Annotated in this window: 2 protein-coding genes; both read right to left on the bottom strand. The window is 51.0% G+C overall.

Features of this window, described 5'->3' with window-relative positions:
• On the bottom strand, positions 1–859 hold an 859-nt coding region (gene mnmD / locus KDK19_RS22615; RefSeq protein WP_257292999.1), incomplete at its 3' end, for a tRNA (5-methylaminomethyl-2-thiouridine)(34)-methyltransferase MnmD.
• A complete protein-coding gene (locus tag KDK19_RS22610; RefSeq protein ID WP_257292998.1) occupies positions 856–1,842 on the bottom strand; it encodes a tRNA-dihydrouridine synthase in 987 nt (328 codons plus the stop codon). The genes mnmD and KDK19_RS22610, both read right to left, overlap by 4 nt.
• Between the last annotated feature and the right edge of the window lie 165 nt (positions 1,843–2,007).

The raw sequence follows: 2,007 nt of genomic DNA, 5'->3' as shown, positions 1-2,007 counted from the left end.
GTGCTCTTGCTGTGCTGCAGCCAGCAAGCCCTCCACCGACGACGATGGCACTCTGAGCCATGCTGTCATTGTCCGGCTGACGGTGGGGCAGAAACCATAACGGCTTGGTATTCAGTTTTTTGGCTGTTTGAGTCAGTCTGCCTTTGATCATGTCCCGTTTGTGCCCGAAGCCGTCGCTTTTTTCGACACTGAAGCCCGCCTGACTGAGCCCGTCCCGGACGATTCTTGCGGCCGTGAAGGTTGCGTAGGTAGTGTCCGAATGGCTTTTGGCTGCAATAGCTTTAAATAGCTCCGGTTGCCACATCTGAGGGTTTTTCGCAGGGCTGAAGCCATCGAGAAACCAGGCGTCAACCCGGCCTTCCAGCTTTGGCAGTGTGTTCAGTACATCGCCCATGCAGATTGTCAGTTTTACTTTGCCATTAGCAAAGCTAAAATGCTGATATCCTTCAACAGCGGGCATATAGCATTCAACCAGTGGGGCGGTGTACTTTGCCAGTTCAGGCCACATGGAGAGTGCTTTCCGGAGATCTTCCCGGGACAGGGGGTACTTTTCGGTCGACAGATAATGAAGTCTTGACGACTCAGGTGCTTCTTCCTCGAAACAGGCCCAGGTACAGAGAAAGTTGAGCCCCGTGCCAAAGCCGGTTTCCCCGAGAGAAAAGCATTGATTTTGATTCAGGGCGGCGAAGCGCTTTGGCAGATCATTGCCTTCAATAAATACGTGCCGGGTTTCCCTGATGCCTGAATCGCTGGAAAAGTAAATATCGTCAAATGCAGTGGATGCAGGCTGACCGTTTTCTTTCCATTCAAGGTCGGCATGAGTGACAGACAGGACTGCAGAATCAGATTTACGGCTCATGCGGCTTCCTTAATGATGTGGGAGAGAGTTTGTAGACAGGTCTCTCGCTTCACTTTTTCAAACAGTTCGCGGGCATTGACGGAGCTTTTACTCATCATGCTTAGCCATTGTTTCAGCCTGCCATCCAGGTAGCGTCTGGGGTTATTGATGAAGTAAGGATGATCCTGCTCTGGATTTTCGGGTGTAAGCAGCACTTTTTCGGTGAATTTCTGGATCAGTGAAAGAGAACGAGCCCAGCGTTCTTCCTGACATTGATTGTGCTGGCTGGCGACAATAGCCGCAGGCAGATCCGGGTCGCGAAGGATACCCCGACCAATCATAATGTCCCGACAGCCAGATACTTCCCGGCAGCGCTGGGCATCCTCAACTTTGAAAATATCACCATTGGCTACCAGAGGAATGGACAGAGCCTCTCGCAACTGAACCAGTTCCTGCCAGTGAGCAGGGGGTTTATAACCCTGAAGCTTGGTTCTGGCATGAACCACCAGAGTGCTGGCGCCGGCACTTTCTATGGCCTGAGCATTTTCCAGGGCAAGGTCGCTATCCAAATAGCCCAATCTCATTTTGGCACTGACAGACACTTCCGCAGGAACCGCTTTTCGAACCGCTGAAACAATCTCATGAATAAGCTCGGGTTCTTTCAGGAGTACTGCACCTCCTTTATGGCGATTGACGGTTTTAGCCGGACAGCCAAAATTTAAATCGATTCCCAGCGCTCCGAGTCGGGCCGCTTTGGCTGCGTTATAGGCCATCATTTCAGAATTATTGCCAAGAAACTGTATGTGGACAGGTGTTCCACTTCGTGTACGGCAGCCGTGTTTGAGTTCGGGGCAGATCCGCTGAAAAGTTTGTGTAGGCAGCCGAGTGTCCGTGATGCGGATAAATTCTGTTATGCACAGATCAATGCCGCCCGCTTCGGTCAGCAGCTCTCGCAGAAGGTAATCAACGACTCCTTCCATGGGGGCGAGGGTTATAGTGCTCATGAATGAATAGGGTGTCGCTCTTGGGCAAACGAAACAATTTAACAGAAATTCCTCTGCAGGGGACAATTTCGAGACAAAGCTTGATATAAAAGGGTGAATAGTTGGCCGACAGCAGGTATTCTGCAAGCTCATTACCTCAAGCAGTCACCTTTCGTGCAACACACA

It is taken from the genome of Endozoicomonas sp. ONNA1, from assembly GCF_024606325.1.
Classification (GTDB): Bacteria; Pseudomonadota; Gammaproteobacteria; order Pseudomonadales; family Endozoicomonadaceae; genus Endozoicomonas_A.
This window is presented reverse-complemented; position numbering and strand designations above follow the sequence as displayed.

What these genes read in the sequence shown, in the direction of transcription:
- KDK19_RS22610 (WP_257292998.1), bottom strand. Translation starts at nt 1,842, where the DNA reads ATGAGCACTATAACCCTCGCCCCCATGGAAGGAGTCGTTGATTACCTT.